General features: G+C 41.6%; 19 protein-coding genes and 2 pseudogenes. 8 read left to right on the forward strand and 13 right to left on the reverse strand.

Features of this window, described 5'->3' with window-relative positions:
* Nucleotides 1–19 precede the first annotated feature (19 nt).
* From ACR5KR_RS23055 to ACR5KR_RS23070, 4 genes are all read left to right on the forward strand, one after another.
* Entirely contained in the window at nt 20–1546 is a 1527-nt protein-coding gene (locus ACR5KR_RS23055; RefSeq protein WP_448270296.1) for a slipin family protein, read from the forward strand.
* A gap of 264 nt (nt 1547–1810) precedes the next feature.
* Nucleotides 1811–2419 carry a hypothetical protein gene (locus ACR5KR_RS23060; RefSeq protein WP_448268140.1) on the forward strand — a complete coding sequence of 203 codons (609 nt, stop codon included), beginning with the start codon at nt 1811–1813 and terminating at the stop codon, nt 2417–2419.
* A 122-nt stretch (nt 2420–2541) separates the two neighbouring features.
* A complete protein-coding gene (locus tag ACR5KR_RS23065) occupies nt 2542–2829 on the forward strand; it encodes a type II toxin-antitoxin system HigB family toxin (RefSeq protein WP_448268141.1) in 288 nt (95 codons plus the stop codon).
* The gene (locus tag ACR5KR_RS23070) at nt 2829–3062 is read left to right on the forward strand and encodes a hypothetical protein (RefSeq protein ID WP_334973154.1); all 234 of its coding nucleotides are present in this window, start codon (nt 2829–2831) and stop codon (nt 3060–3062) included. The genes ACR5KR_RS23065 and ACR5KR_RS23070 overlap by 1 nt, the downstream gene beginning before the upstream one ends.
* 281 nt (nt 3063–3343) lie before the next feature.
* On the opposite strand, the pseudogene ACR5KR_RS23075 reads toward ACR5KR_RS23070, so the two are convergent.
* Nucleotides 3344–3471: pseudogene (locus ACR5KR_RS23075) on the reverse strand (restriction endonuclease); the annotation flags it as partial.
* Nucleotides 3472–3940: 469 nt separating this feature from the next.
* Here ACR5KR_RS23075 and ACR5KR_RS23080 point away from each other — a divergent pair.
* A complete protein-coding gene (locus ACR5KR_RS23080) occupies nt 3941–4624 on the forward strand; it encodes an HNH endonuclease (protein ID WP_448268142.1) in 684 nt (227 codons plus the stop codon).
* Nucleotides 4625–4996: 372 nt separating this feature from the next.
* Here ACR5KR_RS23080 and nifD read toward each other — a convergent pair whose 3' ends face one another.
* From nifD to nifS, 5 genes are all read right to left on the reverse strand, one after another.
* Nucleotides 4997–6439, reverse strand: coding sequence for a nitrogenase molybdenum-iron protein alpha chain (gene nifD / locus ACR5KR_RS23085; protein WP_448268143.1), 1443 nt, complete (start codon nt 6437–6439; stop codon nt 4997–4999).
* Between the two features lie 148 nt (nt 6440–6587).
* Entirely contained in the window at nt 6588–7481 is an 894-nt protein-coding gene (gene nifH, locus ACR5KR_RS23090; RefSeq protein WP_445630325.1) for a nitrogenase iron protein, read from the reverse strand.
* Between the two features lie 338 nt (nt 7482–7819).
* Nucleotides 7820–8176 (reverse strand): globin domain-containing protein, encoded by a 357-nt coding sequence (locus tag ACR5KR_RS23095; RefSeq protein WP_322709718.1) that lies wholly within the window; start codon nt 8174–8176, stop codon nt 7820–7822.
* 224 nt (nt 8177–8400) lie between these two features.
* Nucleotides 8401–9300, reverse strand: a complete 900-nt coding sequence (gene nifU, locus ACR5KR_RS23100) for a Fe-S cluster assembly protein NifU (RefSeq protein WP_445630324.1) — start codon at nt 9298–9300, stop codon at nt 8401–8403.
* A 103-nt stretch (nt 9301–9403) separates the two neighbouring features.
* The gene (gene nifS, locus ACR5KR_RS23105) at nt 9404–10612 is read right to left on the reverse strand and encodes a cysteine desulfurase NifS (RefSeq protein WP_445630323.1); all 1209 of its coding nucleotides are present in this window, start codon (nt 10610–10612) and stop codon (nt 9404–9406) included.
* Nucleotides 10613–10748: 136 nt separating this feature from the next.
* Here nifS and xisF point away from each other — a divergent pair, with 136 nt between their 5' ends.
* Together xisF and ACR5KR_RS23115 are read left to right on the forward strand one after the other, a co-directional pair.
* Complete coding sequence (gene xisF / locus ACR5KR_RS23110; protein ID WP_448268144.1) at nt 10749–12293, forward strand: fdxN element excision recombinase XisF; 1545 nt, start codon at nt 10749–10751, stop codon at nt 12291–12293.
* A gap of 182 nt (nt 12294–12475) precedes the next feature.
* Nucleotides 12476–13057 (forward strand): Uma2 family endonuclease, encoded by a 582-nt coding sequence (locus ACR5KR_RS23115; protein ID WP_445630321.1) that lies wholly within the window; start codon nt 12476–12478, stop codon nt 13055–13057.
* A gap of 260 nt (nt 13058–13317) precedes the next feature.
* Here the strand turns inward: ACR5KR_RS23115 and ACR5KR_RS23120 are convergent, their stop codons facing one another.
* The 5 genes and pseudogenes from ACR5KR_RS23120 to ACR5KR_RS23140 form a co-directional block, all read right to left on the reverse strand.
* Nucleotides 13318–13446, reverse strand: coding sequence for a hypothetical protein (locus ACR5KR_RS23120; protein ID WP_445630320.1), 129 nt, complete (start codon nt 13444–13446; stop codon nt 13318–13320).
* 299 nt (nt 13447–13745) lie between these two features.
* Nucleotides 13746–14126 carry a transposase gene (locus ACR5KR_RS23125; protein ID WP_445630319.1) on the reverse strand — a complete coding sequence of 127 codons (381 nt, stop codon included), beginning with the start codon at nt 14124–14126 and terminating at the stop codon, nt 13746–13748.
* A gap of 22 nt (nt 14127–14148) precedes the next feature.
* Nucleotides 14149–14304 carry a hypothetical protein gene (locus tag ACR5KR_RS23130; RefSeq protein ID WP_448268145.1) on the reverse strand — a complete coding sequence of 52 codons (156 nt, stop codon included), beginning with the start codon at nt 14302–14304 and terminating at the stop codon, nt 14149–14151.
* Nucleotides 14301–14669 (reverse strand): hypothetical protein, encoded by a 369-nt coding sequence (locus ACR5KR_RS23135; RefSeq protein ID WP_445630317.1) that lies wholly within the window; start codon nt 14667–14669, stop codon nt 14301–14303. The genes ACR5KR_RS23130 and ACR5KR_RS23135 overlap by 4 nt, the downstream gene beginning before the upstream one ends.
* Nucleotides 14670–14714: 45 nt before the next feature.
* A pseudogene (locus tag ACR5KR_RS23140) lies at nt 14715–15577 on the reverse strand (protein kinase domain-containing protein); the annotation flags it as partial.
* A gap of 13 nt (nt 15578–15590) precedes the next feature.
* Here ACR5KR_RS23140 and ACR5KR_RS23145 point away from each other — a divergent pair.
* Nucleotides 15591–15995, forward strand: coding sequence for a hypothetical protein (locus ACR5KR_RS23145; protein ID WP_448268146.1), 405 nt, complete (start codon nt 15591–15593; stop codon nt 15993–15995).
* Nucleotides 15996–16073: 78 nt separating this feature from the next.
* Here the strand turns inward: ACR5KR_RS23145 and ACR5KR_RS23150 are convergent, their stop codons facing one another.
* Together ACR5KR_RS23150 and ACR5KR_RS23155 are read right to left on the reverse strand one after the other, a co-directional pair.
* On the reverse strand, nt 16074–16322 hold the full coding sequence (locus ACR5KR_RS23150; protein WP_445630316.1) for a hypothetical protein: 249 nt from the start codon (nt 16320–16322) through the stop codon (nt 16074–16076).
* A gap of 112 nt (nt 16323–16434) precedes the next feature.
* Nucleotides 16435–17970: a phytoene desaturase family protein gene (locus ACR5KR_RS23155; protein WP_448270298.1), complete on the reverse strand. Its 1536-nt coding sequence runs from the start codon at nt 17968–17970 to the stop codon at nt 16435–16437.
* Nucleotides 17971–18443: the final 473 nt, after the last annotated feature.

An 18443-nucleotide genomic window follows, 5' to 3' on the forward strand; every position in this document is an offset into this window, starting at 1 on the left:
ATTATTTATGCAAATTACTATGTGGCAAACGTTTTATATTAAACCTAACGAAATCGGCATCTTATATCACCGCAGTGACTTTAAGAAAATTTTGCAACCCGGTACGTATACATATTTAGGTCGGCATTGGCAAGTAAAAATTTATGACCTCAATCAGCCACTAGCTCAGATTGAAAACCTAGAACTGTTGTTGCGAAATCACCAAGCCGAACTACAAGAACACTTATTGATTATCAGAACCGCATTCAATCAAGTTGCATTAGTCCGCTACGGTCAAAATTGGGTAAGCGTTGCACCAAATAAATTGATTGCTTTTTGGCGTGGTTTTATCGAAGTAGAGTCTCATATATTCAACTTGGAAGAAAGCTTAGAATTGCCTAGTTCCTTTGTGCAGCAATTGCGCTCAGTTACGTTGAATGGAGTGAAGAAGTTCCAAATCTCAGAGTATGAGATTGGTCTACTATATGTGCAAAATAATTTTGTGCGACCTCTAGAACCAGGAGAGTATGCTTTTTGGTCGGTAGATAGAGATGTTACAGTCCGAATTCTCAGCCGGATTATCCCTAACCCAGACTTTCCCCTGGAAGATGTACTCATTGAAAAACATCCCGACTTTATTGCTGCCTACTGTGAAACCGTGCAATTACTGGCTTCGCAAGTTGCAATTGTGCGATATAGAGGGAAAGTGATTTCTATTTTGCCACCCACCAGCCGTAAGTTATTTTGGCAAGGTGTTGCAGTGGAAATTCTCGACATCAGCGCTGATGCTCAGTTACAGCCTAACTTAGTAGCTGAGTTAGTTGAAGGTTTAACAGAAGTGAAATTGCTCAGTCGTAACTGTTTGCATATTTGCCAAGTTCCCGCCCAGCACGTTGGATTAGTATACATTAATCAAGAGTTTCAAGGATTGCGATCGCCAGGTACACATGCTTGGTGGTTATTTGGCCGCTCTTTTCAAACCGAAACCATTGACCTCCGACTGCAAAATATGGAAGTATCCGGTCAAGACATCCTCTCTAAAGATAAAGTACCTCTGCGGTTGAATTTGACCGCAGGCTTCCGCATCCAAGACCCATTAAGGGCAAAAAACGGCTTATCAGATATTTCTGGGTTTTTGTACAAAGAATTGCAGTTTGCTTTGCGTGGTGCAGTCGGCGAACGCAACTTAGATGCTTTATTAGAAGATAAAGGTGCAATGGATAGAAGCATCTCTGAATATATTCGCCAGAAAGCCGCAGACTATGGAATTGAAGTAGATTCTGTAGGTGTTAAAGACATTATTTTACCTGGCGAAATTAAGACTATCTTGAGCAAAGTAGTTGAGGCCGAAAAAGCTGCTCAAGCAAATGTAGTCAGACGTAGAGAAGAAACTGCTGCTACCCGCAGTATGTTAAACACAGCCAAAGTGATGGAGGATAATCCCGTTGCATTGCGTTTAAAAGAACTCGAAGTATTAGAGCGGATTGCAGAGAAGATCGATCGCATTCAAGTTAACGGCAGCTTGGATAATCTTTTGACAGACATGATTCGGATGAATCCGCAATGATTTAGTTATTAAAAATTAAGAGTTGGGTTAGGTGGCGTATTGATGAATTTAATTGTGACAAAATGTTTGCGATCGCGCCTAATCTAACCTGTAAAAATTGTTTGTCTCTGGTTAACTGAAACTTGCGACACTTTTAGCCCATTGCTAGAACGTACTACTTCGGAAGCATTTCACACAGAATTCTTAGACAACTCTACAACAGAGGTAAAATAGAAGTAATTTCTTTTTATTAAAAACGTCATATACTCAAAGCAGTGCAAAACTATGGCGTACAGCGATTTTACTCTAGAAAAAGCTGCGGCTGTTTTGGGAATCACTACCCAAGAAGCAGATTTGTTTCCCAAGCTTGTACCTCTTTCTATTCCTTCGTGGTTAGATGAAACTTTAGGAAAGCGAACCCAATTAGCTCTAATTAGTGAAAAGGCTCGGAGCGAATTTATTATTGTACCGATTTTATTAACTTGTCGGGATCTCAGCCAAGATAGCTTGGCTATTTTCTCTGGACAAAGACTTGATGTCGATCCTGCACAGGGCTTGATTGGGGAATGTGATTTTATTTTAGCAATTGCTCCACCTTTACCACCGTTGCGTAGCCCAATTATCACTGTTGTGGAAGCGAAGAAAAATGATGTTGAAGCTGGGTTAGGACAGTGCATCGCGCAAATGGTAGCGGCGGATTTATTCAATCGTTCATCTGGACAAACAGAAATATCTGTGTATGGATGCGTGACAACAGGAGAAGTATGGCAGTTTCTTCAACTTTCGCAAAAAGTAGCTTTGCTTGATAAGCAAAGATATTACTTGGATAACGTAGGAGCGATTTTGGCAATTGTGCAGACAATAGTTCAGAAATTCAGTAGTGAATTTGTGTAACACTTTATTCTCATAAGTGGATGAATATACTACTGAGTTGAGGCGATGATTAGAATATAAGATTAGCGATCGCACGTGAGTTATATGGATGACAGAATTATTAAGACATCAAGGGTCTTCAGATGCACGTTATTACTCGTAAACGGCTGAATGAATTTGCTAAACTTTATCCAGATACAAATAACGCCTTGGCTCAGTGGTATCGATTGGTCAAGGGAAATGAGTTTGTCTCATTTGTGGAACTCCGTGAAATGTTTCCATCAGCAGATCAAGTCGGTAAATTGACAGTATTTAATATTGGTGGTAACAAAGTTCGACTCATTGCTGCAATTCACTACAACCGCCAGAAAATCTACATTCGGGCTGTGTTAACGCATTCAGAATATGATGAAGGAAAGTGGAAAGAATAATGCAAAGTTTCAACCTCGATCAAACCATCACTGCTTGGTCATCCATTGCCGAAAACGTCTTTGTTCCTCACACAGAAGAGGAATATGAACGCTTAGTTGAGATCCTTGATTGTCTCATCGATCAAGTTGGTGAAGACGAGACACATCCACTCGCATCTCTAATGGAAGTTATTGGTGTTTTAATTGAAAACTACGAAACTGAACACATTCCTGAGTTAGAGGCGATCGCTTAACTTCACCAGTGATGAATATACAGTGGCGTGTTGTCGAACTGGGGCGATCGCACTATCTCGTAAATTAGTTTTATTAACATGCAACCATCGGGATTTGGACAAAGTACCCGGATTGTTAATTGAGGATTGGACGGTTTAATGCGATCGCCTAGTTTATTGTCGGGTAAGGGCGTAGGCGTAGCCCGTCGCAGACATCGCTACAACGGTCTACTTCTTGTCCATCTCACAGATAATCTTTACAATGTTGTCGAGTTGAGGCGATCACACATAAAAGCAATTCAATCATTTTTATTACCCTCCGTTGCTAAATCTATTTGCAAATTCCACGAGTCATCTGGAAATTTGCGGTTCTTTCAGCACTAACATAAATTCTATACAAAATATTTAGCGTTGTTATGCGGTTGGTACTAAGTTTATAGCTAAATATACTGTGAGTTAAAGCAAGACTACATTCATTGATTTTCCGTATAAGTTCCGATGTTATAGAAAAAATGCAAAGTTATACAAGAGGTGTTGAATAAACAAAATAACTGATAATCATGAGCAAACATCTGAAAAAATTACTCACTATCTGTATTGCTTTTCTATTTATTTTCTGTGTGTTTATAAGCCCTTCATACGCAGCTAATCGTACAGGTAGCCATAGATCCGGGGGAACAAACAGCCATGGAAAGGGAAGCCATTACGAAGGAGGACATTTCATTGAACAAGTCTCTGGCAATCTGAGCAAAACAAGAGATATTTGCATTAATGTTAAAAAATCTCATGACTGTATCAATTAGTTAAACTATTTAACTGGTTGTGGCGATAGCTATTTTTTATATCGCCACTAAAAAACCTTGCATTATTGAACTGGTGAAAGTTTTAGGGAATTGGTCATGAGGAAATGGGTCGAGGATATTGCTACTGCACTTGCTAACCTTAACGGTGTAGCTCCACTAGCTGATATTTACCAAGAAGTCAAAAAAATTCGTCCATTTCCACATCCGCAAAATTTAGCTGCAACCGTTCGAGGGACAAGTGAAAACCATTCTTCCGATTCAGCCAAATATAAGGGAAAAGATTTATTCTTTTCTGTGAGAGGTCTTGGAAGTGGCGTTTGGGGATTACGTTCATTTGTTACAGAAACTCCAGAAGCATCTGACATAGACGAGGGAAGTGATAATGAAAACAAAGTAGCTGATAACCAAAATTTTCATGGAAGTGGTAATCAAGCGCCTGGGCGAGTACTACAAAAAACTTATCGCATTCTTCGAGATACACAACTTACTTGTAAAATAAAGCTTTTACATAATCATCTTTGTCAGCTATGTAATACTTCCATTGTTCTTGTGAACAAAAAGAGTTATTCGGAAGCACATCATATAAAACCATTAGGTCGTCCACATAACGGCCCTGATATAGCGAGCAATATTATTGTGCTTTGTCCTAATCATCACGTAATGCTTGATTATGGTGTAATGAAGCTTGATAACAGTAAAATTCGGAGCAATACTGGTCATAGTATCAGCGAAGAGTTTATTAAGTACCATAATGAGAATATATTTGGTGCAAGCCACTAAGTATATGGTTTTGAATTACGGCAAAAAAGCTGTTTAACACCCCTCCACAGCAGACTTTTGGCAGTCGCTGGTGCTGAGTTCGAGCTTACTTGCCGTCGCTGCGTTTTGCCGTTAAAGCAAATTTAGGTTTGACATCCTTCAGAAGAATTATTCTTGCTTTTGCTAATCGCACCCCCCATTCGTCAATCATCATATTGTTCGGTGAAAGCGATCGCACCATTTAATCTAAAAAATCGTCATTAAAAATAGTCTTTCATTTTACAGCTTTTCTTTGGGCAAAATGCCATAAAATCCGAAAAGCCAGACAAAAGAAGAGTTATTTTATATAAACCAGCAAAACTGACTTATACTAAATCACCCTGCAACTTGCATTTAGGCTAGAAATAGGCTCTTTTTTATTCCACCGCAAAAAAACCTTGCATTATATGATGTTGAAGTGCGATCGCTAGGTTCGGAGTAATCCCAAGAGTGCATTTGACGGAAAGGTAGACCCATCTTTTGGAAGACGTACTTCTCTTTCACACCAGAAGCTACGAGGTCGGGCTTCAGCGCTTTGATAAATTCCTCGAATTCGTAAGCGGTAACGTCGTCATAAACGATGGTGCCGTTTTCGATGTAGTGAGTGGTACGTTTGTAGTCATCGTTATGAGCGAACTCATAACCTGTACCAATCATCTTCATGCCCAAGTCTTGGAAAGCTGGGACAACGTGGCGAGGACGTAGACCACCAACCATGATGGCAACGGTCTTACCTTCTAAGCGGGGGCGGTACTTAGCAACTACCGCATCCATTGTGGGCTGATACTTGGCGATTACCTTCTCAGCGTTTGCTTGGATTGTTTCGTCAAACTTGGAAGCAATTTCTCGTAAAGATTCAGCAATCTTGGTGGGGCCGAAGAAATTGTATTCCAACCAGGGTATACCATAAGCTTCCTCCATGTGACGGCTGATGTAGTTCATCGACCGGTAACAGTGGATGAGGTTCATCTTCACATTGGGGGTCATCAACATTTCGTTGATGGTGCCATCACCTGACCACTGAGCGACTACGCGCAAGCCGATTTCTTCTAACAGGATGCGGCTAGCCCAAGCATCTCCACCGATGTTGTAGTCACCAATGATGGCTACATCATAAGGAGTACTTTCAAACTGAAGTGTACCGTCTTTTTTCGCTTTGTCTGCTCTGGTGAATACCCAGTCACGAACCATGTCGTTCGCAATGTGGTGTCCCAAAGATTGAGAAACACCCCGGAAGCCTTCGCAACGCACAGGTACAACTGGCTTACCAATTGTTTTCGATGTCTTGCGAGCAACAGCTTCGATGTCATCCCCAATTAGACCGATGGGACATTCAGATTGAATGGAAACACCACGGTTGAGGGGGAAAAGTACATCTAGTTCTTCGATCAGCTTGACAAGTTTCTTGTCACCGCCGAAAACGATATCTCTTTCTTGGAAGTCAGAGGTGAAGTGCATGGTACCAAAGGTATCAACACCTGTGGTACCGATGTAGTAGTTACGACGACCAGACCAAGACCAGTAACCGCAACCTACAGGCCCGTGGCTGATGTGGATCATGTCCTTAATAGGGCCCCAAACCACGCCTTTAGAACCGGCGTAAGCACAACCACGAGCGGTCATTACCCCAGGAAGGGATTTGATGTTAGACTTAACGCCGCAATCGGACTTACCTTCTTCGTATACGCCTAAGTGCTTTTCGCGCTTTTTAGCAGCTTTTTCTGGGTAAGCACTGAGAACTTCTTTAATTAGTTCTTTTCTTTCTTCGATGATGTTTTGATTTTCTGGAGGTGTCATATTTAGCCTCTGTGATTCGTAAGGATCGGGGCATAGGGGGACTAGGAGTCCCCTCTAAGGTTAGGGGGGAGATGCTAGAGAGAGGAAAAGGTAAGATATAAAACTCTTCCTTTTTCCTTGTGCTAAAGCGTTATTTATTAGCAGCGACTTAGACTACAGGAGCTTCAGCAGCAGTCTTACCAACTAACTTGGCAGCATTTTCGTCGCTTTCGAGAATACCGAATTCAATCAACAATTCTTCTAGTTCTTCCATTTCGATGGGTGTAGGAATAGCCAGATTCTTGTTGTCGATAATTTTTTGAGCCAAAATCCGATATTCGTTAGCTTGGTTGCTTTCAGGTGCGTACTCGTTAACAGTCATCCGGCGCAATTCTGCGTGTTGAACAATGTTGTCACGAGGTACGTAGTGAATCATTTGGGTGTTCAACCGGCTTGCCAAGGTTTCGATCAATTCGATTTCTCGGTCTGTGTTACGGCTGTTGCAAATCAAACCACCCAAACGCACGCCACCTGTGTGAGCATACTTAAGAACACCACGAGCGATGTTGTTAGCAGCGTACATCGCCATCATTTCACCAGATGTAACGATGTAGATTTCTTGTGCCTTACCTTCGCGGATTGGCATAGCGAAACCACCGCATACAACGTCACCTAATACGTCGTAAGATACGAAGTCTAGGTCTTGGTAAGCACCGTTTTCTTCTAAGAAGTTAATGGCGGTGATAATACCACGACCGGCGCAACCTACACCAGGTTCTGGACCACCAGATTCTACGCAACGTACACCTCGGAAACCGGTGAGCATTACTTCTTCGATTTCGATATCTTCTACTGCACCACGTTCTGCGGCGAGGTGAAGAACGGTTGTTTGAGCCTTGCTGTGCAGCATCAAACGGGTAGAGTCAGCTTTCGGGTCGCAACCGACGATGAGGATGCGTTGACCCATTTCTGCCATAGCTGCTAAGGTGTTTTGGGAAGTGGTAGATTTACCGATACCGCCCTTTCCGTAGAAAGCTATCTGTCTTATATTTTCGTCTGTCATGGTTCGTATTTCCCTGCAATTGGTTGGTTAGTGGGTCTGTGCGTTTGTCAGTTGCGTTCACGCCAGTTGAGCGACAGTAGTGAGCGCGTGTAGAGCATCGTTGGTAGCGTTGGCATAAATGCCTGCTGGGGGCGATCGCTCCACAGCTAAAATGATTGAGAGTAGGTACATATATTTCGTGGTTAAATTTCTTTTCTTTTTGTCCTTTGTCCTTTGTCAAAAAATGACAAAGAACAAAGAAAATTACGCAATTTACAAATACGTCATAATGTGTTTCAGCTTGCAAGATTCAATAGGACTTGATGTTGTTATTTGTCAACAATCAATGCATGGTCCTATTACTTGTTCAAAATAGCGCCCTTGAAATTTGAGATGCGCTCTAGTGCAGCTTTGGTATCTTCTGGCGACTCTCCACGCACAGCCATTGATTCACCCAGGAGTTTTGCAATCTCATCGAAGTGTTGTTGCTGTAAATTCAATCCTGCGTGGGTTTTGTCCATTGGACGACCGGCGTACTGCTTTGGCCCTTCAAATATTTGAGATAAGAAAGCAACTAGATGATTACGTTGCTTCGCCATATCTGTACCAGCAAAAATGGGATTGAGGAGGCTGTCTGTGGCAATGCGTTTGTGGAGTTCATCTACTATTTGTTCAATAGCTGATTGTCCACCAAGTTTGTCGTACAATGTGCTCATATCCTGTTCCTTTGAAGCGAGTTGGATGATGAAAGAAAGCAAGTAGGCGCTTAATGTATGAAGCCTATATGCTGTTAGCCGTGATAGCTAATCTAGCTATCGGTTCTCGGTAGGATTGAAGCATTGATGTGGAGACAATTATATGGTTCAAATCCTACTTTCTGTTCCTGGCTGAATGCATATTAGAGCGTATTTGTAGATTACGTTAAGTCCTACAGCAATTCCTAAACTGCTTCGACTACAAGGCTCTTGCTGACACGATCTTGTAATCTGGCTTCGATCGCAATTTTTAGGGTTGCTGTACTACTTGAACAGGAACCGCAAGCACCTTGCAGTACAACTTTAACGCGATCGCCTTCGACATCATAGAGTTCTACATCTCCCCCGTCAGCGATGAGTACGGGTCTGACTTCTTCATCAAGAACCTTTTGAATTAGAGCAATCTTTTGCACGTTTGTTAGCGATCGTTCTTTGGACGTAACAATTTCTGTGGCAACTTGTACGCCGTAATTGTTGAGAGCAGGTGAGGCGTATTCCTGTTGAACTGATCTAATAATATCATCAATGTTCGCCAGACAGGAACCGCATCCGCCACCAGCTTTTACATAATTTGTTACTTGTTCGGCATCCGTGAGATGATTTTCTAGAATCACGCGGCGAATTTTGGACTCGCTGATGCCAAAGCAACTGCAAACTAATGCACCTTCATCGTCATCATCGTGGGAAGCTAGAGGTATGCCACGATAATTATAGATAGCAGCTTCTAGCGCTTCTTGTCCCATCACAGAGCAATGCATCTTTGCTTCTGGCAAACCACCCAGGTAATCTGCAATGTCTTTATTGGACACTTTCAGAGCTTCATCTAAAGTTAAACCTTTGACCATTTCGGTTAATGCACTAGAAGATGCGATCGCACTAGTACAACCAAAGGTTTGAAAACGAGCATCTAGAATCTTATCAGATTCTACTTCCACTTTCAGGTGCAATCTCAGAGCATCACCGCAAGCAATGCTACCGATTTCTCCCGTTGCAACCTTAATTCCAGGTTCGCTCGTTTCTTCAATTTCTCCCTGATTTTTGGGATCGTAAAACAGTTCTAATACTTTATCGGTGTAGTCCCACATAACGAATTTTAGATTTTAGATTTTGGATTTTAGATTGGGGATTGGGCATGGGGCATAGGTTCCATTCTTAATGCGCTATGCCCTATTCCCTATTCGCTAGTTCCTAACGATGCGCTAGTGCTTGTTCTTGTCCTTGCAACCAACCTGCATCATCATTTTTGAATGGTGAGAGAGCGCGTAAACGTTCTACAATACTAGGCATTACCTCTATGACTCGATCGATTTCGGCAACTGTTGTGTAGCGACAAAGACTGAAGCGAATTGAACCGTGCAAAGTTGTGTAGGGTAAGCCCATTGCCCGCAGAACGTGGGAGGGTTCTAGAGAACCGGAGGTGCAAGCAGAACCGGATGATGCACAGATACCGTATTTGTTCAATAACAGTAGAATTGCTTCACCTTCGATGTACTTGAAGCCGATATTGGTTGTGTTTGGCAATCTCTGCGTAACGTCACCATTGACTACACAATCGGGAATTTTAGCTAGTAAAGTTTGTTCCAGGCGATCGCGCAGCTTTCTTTCTCTTGCTGTCGCTTCTTCTAAGTGTAACAGTTCTAGTTGGGCAGCTTTGCCCAAGGCAATAATTCCTGGAACATTCTCTGTTCCCGCCCTACGTCCGCGTTCTTGGTGTCCCCCAATCATGAAGGGACGGAACCGAACTCCACGCCGGATATATAAAGCACCAATTCCTTTCGGCCCGTGCAGCTTGTGACCAGACAGGGTTAACATATCCACCGTGCTAGTCTTCATATTCAAGGGGATTTTCCCTACTGCTTGCACCGCATCTACATGGAAGATAGCACCATATTCTTTGACGCGCAACCCAATTTGCTCAATCGGGAAAACCGTGCCGGTTTCGTTATTAGCATACATAATTGTCACCAAGGCGGTGTTACCCGTCAAGGAAGCTTCTAGTTCATCTAGATCCAGCTGCCCTTGATGATTTACTGATAAATAGGTAACAGTGTAACCTTGGGTTTCTAATTGTTTGCAGACATTGAGTACTGCTGGATGTTCAACTTGGGTGGTGACAATATGTCGCTTTTCTGGTTGCGCCAACAGTGCGGCTCGAATCGCCGCGTTATCTCCCTCAGTTCCACAACTTGTGTAGACAATTTCAGATTCATCGGCTCCCAGGATGGCTGCAAGTTGTTCTCTTGCTGTTCTCACTGCTTTACCGACTTGCCCACCAAAGGTATGCATACTGGAGGGATTGCCGTAATAATCTGTAAGGTAAGGTAGCATTACCTCTATAACTTCTGGGTCTACCTTAGTGGTGGCATTATTATCGAGATAGATGCAGTTATTTTGCATTGTTGTCTTCAATTATGAATTACGAATTACGAATTACGAATTGTTTGGGGTTGGCGCTTTTGCAACTGTTCTGAGTATTTCTGGGAATAGAAGTATCTGCTATCAAATATAATAAAGGTTGTGTCAATGCGTTGTTATGGAAAATTGGGGTTACGCAAGAGTTAGCGGTGAGGAGCAGCAGACAGATAAAGGTGCGTTACGTAAACAAATAGAACGCTTGCAGGATGCTGGGTGTTCAAAAGTATACTGGGATATTCAATCACGGACAACCGAAGTCAGGGAAGGACTACAACAATTAATTAATGACTTGAAGACATCTTCAAAGGGTAAGGTAAAATCACTTCAATTTACCCGGATCGATCGTATCGGCTCATCATCGCGTTTGTTTTATTCATTGTTGGAGGTATTGCGCTCCAAGGGAATTAAACTAATAGCTCTAGATCAAGGAGTTGACCCAGAGAGTCTTGGTGGGGAATTAACGATTGATATGTTGCTTGCTGCTGCCAAATTTGAGGTAAGAATGGTGACAGAGAGGTTAAAGAGTGAACGTCGTCATAGGATAGACCAAGGAAAAAGTCACCGAGTTGCCCCATTGGGATACCGTATCCAAAAGGATAAATATATACGCGATGACTCACTATGCGTTTGCTTGTTGGAAGGACAAAGAGAATTAACGGTGTCTGACCTGGCCCGATATATTTTTAATACTTTTTTTGAGTGCGGTTCAGTTGCTGCTACTGTTCGTAAGCTGCACTGCGATTTTGGTATAGAAACAAAAGCTTTTGCTTGGAATAAGCCTGAAACAAGTTCAAGGATTATCAGCGACGATGACTTAGATAAAATGGTATTTACACCAAATAAAGCTAATCATCCCTTGCGTTATCCGTGGTCTGGACTGAGATGGTCAATTGCAGGCTTAAAAGCATTATTAGTAAATCCTGTTTACGCGGGAGGCTTGCCTTTTGATACTTACGTTAAATCAAAGGGAAAGCGAAAACATTTTGACGAGTGGAAGGTAAAATGGGGAACCCACGACGAAGAGGCAATCATTACCTGCACAGAACATGAACAAATAAAACAGATTATCCGAGGCAATCGACATAACCGATGGGCTTCAAGAGACGATAACGAAGTAAACCCGTTTTCTAATTTAATCAAATGCGCTCATTGCGGAGGTTCAATGACGCGCCATGCAAAACGGGTAAATAAGGATGGGCAAGCTATCTATTATTTTCAGTGCCGTTTGTATAAAGCTGGCAACTGTAGCAATAAAAATATGATTTCATCAAAAATATTAGACATCCAAGTAGTAGATTTCTTGGCACAAGAAGCCGAACGGTTAGCAAATTTGGTGGAAACAGATGAGCAAACTGTTGTAGAAGAATCGGCAGAAGTCAAAACTCTGCGTGCATCGCTGAATACTCTGGAAACGCTGCCACCAAGTTCAGCAATCGAACAAATAAAAAATGACCTCAAAGAACAGATTGCGATCGCACTTGGAGCAACAAATAATGCAATCAAACAATCTTTGATTGCTAAGGAACGAATTATACTGGCTTTTTCTAATAAAAGTTACTGGCAAGGGCTTAATGCCCAAGATAAAAGAGCAATACTCAATGGCTGCGTTAAAAAAATATGCGTAGATGGTAACTTTATTACAGCCATTGAGTATCGTTACTAGATTAAAGCGTTTTCCACATCTCCTAAATGTCACAATCGCACTGTTACATTGCAACCATGACAAATTTCATGCCGTGTTGCAGATATGGTAAAAAAGGTGCGATCTGACAACTATGAATATCTGAGGGAGAAAAACACCCTACCCTATTCGCTAAAATCAAAACAAACTGGAAAAATCTTGCTATGGTAGCCATCTCTCAACAACCGCAAAAAATGACCATCGAGGAATATCTTGTATGGGAACCCCAGCAAGACCTTCGCTACGAATACATTAACGGTGAAGTTTTTGCGATGACAGGTGGTACAATTCCCCACAATGACATTGCACTTAATTTTTACAGAGCCTTATATCCACATTTACGTGCTAGAGGTTGCCGGGTGAATGTGTCGGATGTGAAAGTGCAAGTTACGCCTATAAGTCCTTACTATTATCCTGATGTTATCGTCAGTTGCGACTCTCAAGACCTCAATGCCCGCAAATTTATTCAAAACCCAAAAATAATTGCCGAAGTTCTCTCCCCTGGTACAAGCAGCAAAGATAGGGGCGAAAAATTCACTAATTACCTGAAAATGCCTTCTTTACAAGAATATTTATTGATAGATTCAGAAATAATCTCCGTCGAACGCTACTCTCGTGGAGAGGGAAGAATGTGGCTTTACTATCCCTACACTGAGGGAGATATTATTACCTTATCCAGCATCGAATTTGAATTTGCGATCGCACTACTGTATGAAAGGGTTATATTAGGAGCCGAAGCAGAATAAAGTTTGAAAGTACCGGATTAAAAAATTACCTGAAACAACAGATTGCGATGGCGTACCCGCCCGCCATAGGCGATCGCATTAGGAACAACAAATAATGCCTCCAAAGAATCTCTGTTTGCTAAGAAGAGAATTATACAGGATTTTTCTAATAAAAATTACTGGCAAAGACTAAATACTCAAGATAAGAGATCAATACTCAATGGCTGCATCAACAAAATATGTGTAGATGGCAACTTCATAACAGCCATTGAGTATCGTGACTAGGCAGTTTTGGGTTTGCGCTTTGTTTTTTGTTCGGGAATAACCGAGGTAGATTTTAGCTCTGCTTTACGTTTTTCCCATTCAATAACTGTGCGAATTACAACTTGTGACCAAGATTCGTAAGCCATAAGCACTATTGTTAGTTAATATGAGGATAGCGAAATTTGAAAACTTTTCTGTTCATGGCAAGCCAGTCGCTTCCAATAAAGTTTTTTGGGAGAAAATTTTCAACAAGTAGTTTAGATGCCCAAAACTGAGAGACTGACAAAGGGACTGAACTAGTTGGAATAAAGGAATTTGACACTTTTTCCGTAGAGAAAGAAGTCGCCTTGCAATAATTTTCGGAGGATTTGAAAATCTGTTAGAGAATTAAGTGTTATGGAGCGGCTTCAGATAGTTAGTAATAAATTATACTAAACAATTGAGATTAATCAAGTGTTTCAGTCACAGTATCAGAAGATTTGAGGTTTTGTAACTCTTGAAAGCTCAAAAAACGCAATTCCGCCATTCTTTGCTTGACTAGGCCTAAAAACTCTTTAAACTGAGGACAAGACTGACACTTTAGCTGATTACCTGGAATTAGACATTCACACACAAACCATGGTCTTTCTTGAAATGTGCGATCGCAGTCATTGCATAGATATTTTTGGATACCATTATATCTACTATTTTTTACAAGCCGAGTGGAATTGCATCGAGGACATTCAATACCATAAGTTTTAGGCTGCGGTTGCCATTTCTGTAGAGCTTGTTGCATAGCAACTTCACATCTAAGTTTATTTAAATCAAAAATTTTTTGAGTGTTCATAAGCCCAAATTAAAATAAACCTTCAAATTTTGACAGTAACTTCTTTAACTTCTCTGTTTTGGACAGTGATGTTATGGACAATTTGCTGAAAAATTGTGACTTTATCATCAGGATAAAGTGTGTGCCAGATTGCCAAGTTATTCCCTGCACGAATGATTTCCTTCGTACTCTTATTCAAAAAAGAATCAGAAATAAAAGGATTAATTTCCTCCTCAATTTGCTGGCGAACCTTAGCCTTGAGGTTTTCCAAGTCTGGATCAAAACCCGGAATTCTATGGAGAGCATCATCGGTAATGAGTCTGTGTTCGGGATGTGTATTATAGATAAATTCCCAGTTTTTACGCTGATTTTGTCTTTCTCTTTTTGCTCAGATATTAAAATTCCATTAGCCTTAAGAACAAAATCTGGTAAAAGCCCAAACCCTTGAATATAGTCGTTTCGGCTGGGCTTTTCTTTGCCTTGTATATTCAATCTCCAGATTATTGGATTGTAGATACCTATTTTCAATTCTTCTGCCCGCAAGAAATTTTTATTTTGATTCATTTTTTATCCTCTTAATAACTAACCAAATAATTAGTGGCAAATATCAATAACATTATAAATTTCTTGCACTAGGGCTGATTTGCCAATCCCTGAATAACCTGTGACAAGCATCATCTCACTTTGAGGCTTGCCCTTTGTGGATGCATCTACTACTGAACTTGAGGCTGTACTGATTCGCTCAAACGCTGCCAATAACTTCTCAACTTGAGCTTCACGTCCATAGAGTTTTTGCGGAATCTGAAACTTATCATAAACATCGTGACTACTTAATTGGAACGCTTCCATTCCACCTGTGTTTTCTAGCTGGTGCAGACATTGCTCTAAATCTGCTTTGATTCCCCAAGCACTTTGATATCGTGACTCAGCATTTTTCGCCATTAATTTCATGATGATGCCAGAAACAATTTCAGGAATTTCTGTATTCACTTTGTGGGGTGGAACAGCCTCAAGAGCAATATGACTATGCACCAATTCCAGTACATCTGTTGCGACAAACGGCAATTGCCCAACTAGCAGTTCGTAGAAACTGACTCCTAGCGAGTAAAAATCCGTGCGGTAATCCAGCATCCGGTTCATTCTTCCCGTTTGCTCTGGTGAGATATAAGCAACGTGCCTTCTAATACATTAGGGTTTTTAAAGCTCGGATTCGTGCGAGCAAATCGTGTAGCAATACCAAAATCAATAATTTTTACCGTCCCAGTAGCTAGGTTGAGAACGATATTACTGGGGTTAATGTCCTTGTGGATGACATTGTTGCTGTGAATGTTACCCAATATCTCTGTGAGCTGAATCGCCAAACGCAAGAAATCAGGCAGGGACATTGGGCTAAACTCGGGCAATTCAGAACTCAATTTTGCTAATGACTCCCCACCAAAATCCTCCAACACCATCACGAGTGTTCTTTGATATAAAACTATACGCATGAGTAAAACTTTTCTTTCTCCCAGTAACCCAAACTGCACACTTGATAAATTCATTAGTCAACAAGAAATTTTTGATAGCAATGGATTCATTCATTACCGTAATCATGCTTTAAAATGGAATCTTTGCCACCGAATATTTGCTGACTATGAATTCTTACTCCAATGTGCTAAAAAATATGGAATTAGTACATTTAAAGTCAATCCTCAAGTTTTAGTTAATTATATTCAGTCGTCTGAAGGAACTATTGGCACTTCAACTTATAGACAGTGGGCAGAAGAACTCAAACAAATAATCAAATCAGCTTCTTTTTACTCACTTGAATCATATCAAGTTGAGCGTCTACAGGAACTTACTAGAATGTATAACAATATAGCTAATAACCACGCACCAGCATTTGTATAGTGTGCAAATTTGAAAGCGATCGCCTGGGAGCAAGCCGCAGAGAATCTACGTATAGGCAATCACTTTCAAATTAGGGCTTTAAACACCAGGATGCATGGTCAAAAACCCGTTTTTCTCCCAAACTTCTTTGGGTGGGGTGGAATTTTTTACAGGTGGGGATTGATGATAGTCTGGAACCAAATCAGTTTTACGTTGGTAGCCAAAATTGTAATCTAACATCTTGATATAGGTAATGTGTGCAGTCCAGACATCAGTAACTCGGTTACCTAGAGAGAGCAGGGAAAACCCATCTAAATATTGACAAAGTGGTAGGTAAGGTGTGTACAAAGTAGTACAAAAAAACTAGAAAAGGGCATCAGGAGCGATCGCTGTTGTGTGCCCAGTTTGGCAAATCTATACATAGCAAGCTTTTTGCCTTTTTCTAAGCGTCGAACTCACGTTAACTTATCTCCTCCAACATAGCTAAATGCTTACTCAAAGGAGCCAGGGTATTAGCAACAATCATCCCACTAGCGACGACGGCGGGTAAACCGATGCCAGGGAATGTGGAGTCACCGCAGCACATCAACCCCGCTAAAGGTGTACCGTGACCAGGAAACAAACCTTTAGCGGCAGAAATTGCCGGGCCATAGGAACCACGATGGCGGCGTAAAAAACGTTCGTGGGTGAGGGGTGTACCAACCAGGGTGATTTCGCAACGGGTGCGGATATCGCTGATGATTCGTTCTAAAGCTTGCCACATCACCTCGGCACGCGATCGCTTTAGTTGCTCATATTCCTGGCTTCTCCTATCTAGCCCTTGCCAAAGTGTGTAGGGTTCATTACCGGGAGTGTAAACGTGAATTACGTGTTTACTTGGGGGTGCAAGCGATGGGTCAAGAATTGAGGGTATTGATACCACCACAACATTTTGCGGTGCAGTAATGCCCAATTGCCAATCATTAACCACAATATAATGACAAGCTAAATCTGCTGGTAAACCTTGAGCATCAATACCAAGATGCAAGTGCATAAAACTATCACACTCTGGTATGGCTTGGCGTTGGCTGCGGAATTTTTTTGGTACTGCCCCTTCTGGTAATAGTTTTAACGTATCCCATACCGAAGCATTAGAAACAACTGCTCGCCGCGCCCGAATTTCTTCCCCATTTCGCAGCTTGACACCTACCGCCCGTTTACCTTGTACCAAAACTTGCTCAACATGAGAGCCTAACATTAATTTCCCGCCATGTTTTTCTAGTCCTTGCACCAGTGCATTGACTAAAGCACCACTACCACCAACAGGGTAATCTAACGCTACTCCTGATTTGTACCACTCCGCAAACATAAATGCGACTTCTGCGGCGTTAGTTCCTGACGCTGGTAGTCCAGAGAGGAGAAAACACAACAAGTTCAACCAGTTAATAATAAAGGGGTCATGGACAACACCATTCACGATCCGGTCAAAAGACCCCGTTAACTTGAGAATATTGGCAGTATGTTTAGCTAACGATGGAGCAAATTTACTGATAGTCAAAGCTGCACCTATATCTAAACGTAATGCAGATGCAGGCAGAGCGATCGCCGCTGCGGTTAGTGGTGTCATCACCGCTTGCAAGCGTTGCCATTCGGACACTGCATCTTCACCTCGCAGCCTTGCCAGCACTTCACAAAACTGTTCTGCACCCACAGATGTATCAAAATCACCTTCTGGTAGCCGACAACCCCAAGTATCATAAGTCACACATGGCAAATCCACACCAATTACATCTAGCACTTGTCGTAAAGGGTTAACGGAAGGAGTGTAAGACAACCCAGAGTAAAGAGAAGGGCCACTATCAAACTTAAATCCTTGACGTTCAAAACTGTGCGCCGCTCCACCAGCAATTGTATGACTCTCACAAACAGTCACATCAAAGCCATATCGCGCCAAAACAGCAGCACAACTCAACCCCCCTATACCACTACCAATTACAACTACATCTTTTTGGTTCATAGTCATTAGTCATTAGTGCGTAGTCTATAGTTATTGTGCCAAGTTTTTCACTCTCAATAACTGAGGAGAAAGCAGATTTTCTAATATTTGGGTTTGCTGTGTCATTTTTCAAAGCGGGAATTTTGTTAGTGGGACTTAGACAAAAAGTAGCCAGAAAAAAGCCTCAAATTTATATACAGAGAGCCTTTAACATGGTTTTGTCTAGTTTCTTGATATATCTGGGTTTACTGATTTTTGAGCATTTAGTGTATTTTTCTTGCCCTGTATGGGTTTGAGGATTGTTTGTGCCTCAAAAATGTGCAGGCATTCATCTTCAAAGCTTGGGTAAGATTGAACGAGGCATGACTACCAAGCTCAATAGTAAAAGTCAGCGTGGGTTAGCCATTGCAGATTCCATCTGAGTACCTTTATGCTGTTGTCCACGGTGTACCAATAGTCGCGTCAGATGTTCTGAAATTTTGCCCTCACTGTTG

The organism is Nostoc sp. DSM 114159 (assembly GCF_053470285.1).

Coding starts and splice junctions, on each gene's coding strand:
- ACR5KR_RS23055 (WP_448270296.1), top strand. CDS start 20: ATGTGGCAAACGTTTTATATTAAACCTAACGAAATCGGCATCTTATAT.
- ACR5KR_RS23060 (WP_448268140.1), top strand. CDS start 1,811: ATGGCGTACAGCGATTTTACTCTAGAAAAAGCTGCGGCTGTTTTGGGA.
- ACR5KR_RS23065 (WP_448268141.1), top strand. CDS start 2,542: ATGCACGTTATTACTCGTAAACGGCTGAATGAATTTGCTAAACTTTAT.
- ACR5KR_RS23070 (WP_334973154.1), top strand. CDS start 2,829: ATGCAAAGTTTCAACCTCGATCAAACCATCACTGCTTGGTCATCCATT.
- ACR5KR_RS23080 (WP_448268142.1), top strand. CDS start 3,941: ATGAGGAAATGGGTCGAGGATATTGCTACTGCACTTGCTAACCTTAAC.
- nifD (WP_448268143.1), bottom strand. CDS start 6,439: ATGACACCTCCAGAAAATCAAAACATCATCGAAGAAAGAAAAGAACTA.
- nifH (WP_445630325.1), bottom strand. CDS start 7,481: ATGACAGACGAAAATATAAGACAGATAGCTTTCTACGGAAAGGGCGGT.
- ACR5KR_RS23095 (WP_322709718.1), bottom strand. CDS start 8,176: ATGAGCACATTGTACGACAAACTTGGTGGACAATCAGCTATTGAACAA.
- nifU (WP_445630324.1), bottom strand. CDS start 9,300: ATGTGGGACTACACCGATAAAGTATTAGAACTGTTTTACGATCCCAAA.
- nifS (WP_445630323.1), bottom strand. CDS start 10,612: ATGCAAAATAACTGCATCTATCTCGATAATAATGCCACCACTAAGGTA.
- xisF (WP_448268144.1), top strand. CDS start 10,749: ATGGAAAATTGGGGTTACGCAAGAGTTAGCGGTGAGGAGCAGCAGACA.
- ACR5KR_RS23115 (WP_445630321.1), top strand. CDS start 12,476: ATGGTAGCCATCTCTCAACAACCGCAAAAAATGACCATCGAGGAATAT.
- ACR5KR_RS23120 (WP_445630320.1), bottom strand. CDS start 13,446: ATGGCTTACGAATCTTGGTCACAAGTTGTAATTCGCACAGTTATTGAA.
- ACR5KR_RS23125 (WP_445630319.1), bottom strand. CDS start 14,126: ATGAACACTCAAAAAATTTTTGATTTAAATAAACTTAGATGTGAAGTT.
- ACR5KR_RS23135 (WP_445630317.1), bottom strand. CDS start 14,669: ATGAATCAAAATAAAAATTTCTTGCGGGCAGAAGAATTGAAAATAGGT.
- ACR5KR_RS23145 (WP_448268146.1), top strand. CDS start 15,591: ATGAGTAAAACTTTTCTTTCTCCCAGTAACCCAAACTGCACACTTGAT.
- ACR5KR_RS23155 (WP_448270298.1), bottom strand. CDS start 17,970: ATGAACCAAAAAGATGTAGTTGTAATTGGTAGTGGTATAGGGGGGTTG.